The 3132-nt window shown below is 45.6% G+C and carries 2 protein-coding genes and 1 pseudogene; 2 read left to right on the forward strand and 1 reads right to left on the reverse strand.

The features are described 5' to 3' along the window. Positions 1–350 precede the first annotated feature (350 nt). Entirely contained in the window at positions 351–488 is a 138-nt protein-coding gene (locus RTK32_RS20565; protein WP_312047200.1) for a hypothetical protein, read from the forward strand. Positions 489–850: 362 nt separating this feature from the next. Here the strand turns inward: RTK32_RS20565 and RTK32_RS20570 are convergent, their stop codons facing one another. After that, positions 851–2203: an RES domain-containing protein gene (locus RTK32_RS20570; protein ID WP_312047201.1), complete on the reverse strand. Its 1353-nt coding sequence runs from the start codon at positions 2201–2203 to the stop codon at positions 851–853. A gap of 587 nt (positions 2204–2790) precedes the next feature. On the opposite strand from RTK32_RS20570, the pseudogene RTK32_RS20575 reads away from it, so the two are divergent. Further along, positions 2791–3132, forward strand: a pseudogene (locus tag RTK32_RS20575) (hypothetical protein); the annotation flags it as partial.

A 3132-nucleotide genomic window follows, 5' to 3' on the forward strand; every position in this document is an offset into this window, starting at 1 on the left:
AGAGCTTATAATTCGTTCGTACATTTCGGCCTTCTTATATTTACATTGGTACACTTAAAGCTAGCAGAAGAAAAACGGAGCGCTATAGGGGAAAAATTTATCAGTGAGGTGTTATCACACAAAACAGAGTGGCAGTGCATGGCTAAACTGCTGAGCAATCAGCCTTAAGAATTAAAACAAATCAAGGTCTGCTTTTCGTTCATAACGGACGTCCAGAGCGAAGGTTCGCTTTGTGCCAGGAGTGGACACTGATGGATACGTTAACCCACAAGCAGGCATACTGCTTTAACCCGGGACACAGTCAAAAGAAACCTCAGCAATATCTGCCAAAATAGCGAGCATACGAGAATATGGAAAAACTGGAAGCTGAGCTTGCTGCGTTCTCTCATGATGAAGTTGTTGGAGATGTTTTAACTAATAGCAGCACTTACATCGGGTCTGGTGCTACTCAAAATGCAGGTCGCGATCGTAGCGATACTGGTCACTAAGTTTTTTAATAACGGCCTTCGGGTCGTTATTATCTTCAGATAGATTAGCTAACTTTTTATTTTAAAGATAACTTTATTTCATGACCTTACCATTTAATTTCAAATGTTAAATCTCATCAAGCTGCGATAAAACTCGCCATTGGATTCATTTCTTTCGTAATGCACGCTCCTTCTAGGTCTCTACCCAAGAGTGCCTGGTTGTGCTTCAGAATGTCCATTCAGGGAATCGACGCTCAGCTAATCAAAAGTGTACTAGGCATTCACCCAGAACTACCTGGTGCGGCAAAGCACTACGTTCGCTGAGCTCCGGAGGCTGAGCTTCATCAGAACGAAACCCAGCGAAAATCGCATCAAAACCGCTGTCAGTTTTTTGAGGCTATGGGATGCCCAAGCCGGACCGGACAATCCTCTGTCTGGAACATCACGCCTGTGATTCTGTGAAATACAAGCTCACCGGCATCTAGCTGCAGAGCATAGTCTTTCAACTTGTGGCTGTTTTCTCTTTTTGAAAAGAGATTATCTGAACTATTCTCTATTTTATTAATTTGAGGTTCAAACCATGAGTAAGATTTTTCTTCGTCATAATCGTATTCGAACATGTTTACTGAATATTGCTGCCCGTTACGATCTGCATCCCTGACGGATGATGATTTACTGAACAGAACAATATTAAAAGGAGTTGAGTTTACATTTTTTTCTGCGGTTTGTTGAGTTGACTTAAAACTGAGTCCGTCGAGTTCACAGAAAACAGAGAGGAATTCTGCCACCGCCTGAGTAATCAGATACTCGTTATCTGCGTTTCCAGACACGGGCAGGGTCAGTTTATGGGACAGCTTTCTCAAAAATGATGCAGTACTCAATTTTTCTTCCATGTTGGGATCGAACAGGCTTCCGCTGACCTGTACCAGTTTATCCAGGGCGGACATTTCAAGGATGCGCAGCGGTTTGAGAGGCATGAACTTTGCCACGACAACATAACTGCCTACGGCGGGTCTGACCTCTGCAATCGCAATATCCGGTGTTGTGGCCCCGTAAAATACCGGGATCCCCTGCGCGTTCATGCGTCCGGATGTTGCCTGAGGAGTAGGCGGAGGCCCGAAGTGCCTTTCAGGATGCTGAAGTGCCTCTTCAATCTTCTCGTAGCTGTCAAATTTTCTTTCCCTGAAAATGGCGGTGGTGCTGTCGATACAGGTAACAGCATTTTTGCCCTCCACCGTCCGCAAGTTTTCCAGTTCGTTAAAAATTTTTTCAAAAAAGCTTTTTACGTGGTTATTAAAAAAACGCGCTTTACTCTGAAGCGATGACTTTACTTCATCCCATTTTGTTTCAAGTGACCCCGACGTGAAGTCTGTTCTTTTATATACGTAATCTTCGTTATAGACATCCCCGCCTCCGCCATAATAATCGTTATATTCTTCCTGCAATGCCGCGTGAATGTCTTCTGGAATATCACCTTCAACCTCTAAATCTTCGGCAATAATATCTTCAGCCGGGCTTCCCAGGCTGTACCCGGGATAAAGATCAGCATCATGTCGCGCCCGATAAAACAGTCGGAACACCCTGTGCATCGGTTCTACCAGCTCACTAAGCGGCACAGTTTTTTTTCTGCTATGACAGTAGCTGCACCGCTCTTCAGTACTGCCATTTTTTTTGATTTCATTACTGATATACAGATCTCCCACACAACCGTGGCAGATGTATTTGTTCCGGCTCATTTCACTTCCCCGTTTTTCATCCTGTGTTACAGAATACGCCAGAAACTTCTCTTTGACCTTTATCCGCCTTCGGCAGGCATTCACCCAAGAGTGCCTGGCGCGCGTCCTGCTCCACCCCTTTCACATTAATTCCAGATGCATCAGCAGGTTACCCGACTTGCTGCGCCCATTCCCCTACTGACGCCCGGCTGTTTATTTCTGCCCGACCAGGTTATTCTCCGTATAAGGTAAAAAAGCCGGAAGAGGGATCCAACGCGGATCCATGAAGGGGCGATTTATTGCGAGTGTTTTTGCTGGACAGATGCGGGAAAATACGGTCCACACGTCCAGATCGCTGAGAATGAAAAATTGGGCATCTTACCTGCCGAACATTACGTGTGGGGCGGTATGGCTTCCACGGCGCGCGAGGCGATGCAGCACGCGTGGGATTATCATCACGGTAAAAAGTAAGCGCCACACCTTAAAACGGTTGGGACCGTGGCCCCAATCTTAACCCTCTAAGGTATTTGAAGTCTTGCCGCATCGGCGCTTAAACTGAAGCACAGTTAATATTATGCGAGCATGTTCCACAGGAGACAGAGCCAAGGATGAGTAAGCGTAGCGAAATTATTGATGGTAAAAGAGCGGCATCGGTACCCTATGGGCTAATTTATACAGAGTTTTTAGGATGGATTGACCTCGGACACGCTCAAGGCACTGATATTACAAACCTTTTAAAAGTGATTGAAGCAGGCGAATCGTCTGGTAAGGATTACTATGAGGTAAACTATTCTCAGTCGATGACTGACCGTTCTTACACGATAAAAATGGGAAAATTCATCACCTGGCGCGTTAAGCATGGCCGTTCGTACCCTGAGCGGAAAAGTATTGCGCTCGCAATGATGATGACACTGGCCAGGAAATTTGAAGGGCTTCAGGCGTCTTTTCCT

The sequence above is a fragment of the Erwinia sp. genome (genome assembly GCF_031978025.1).
In the GTDB taxonomy this organism is placed as follows: Bacteria; Pseudomonadota; Gammaproteobacteria; order Enterobacterales; family Enterobacteriaceae; genus Erwinia.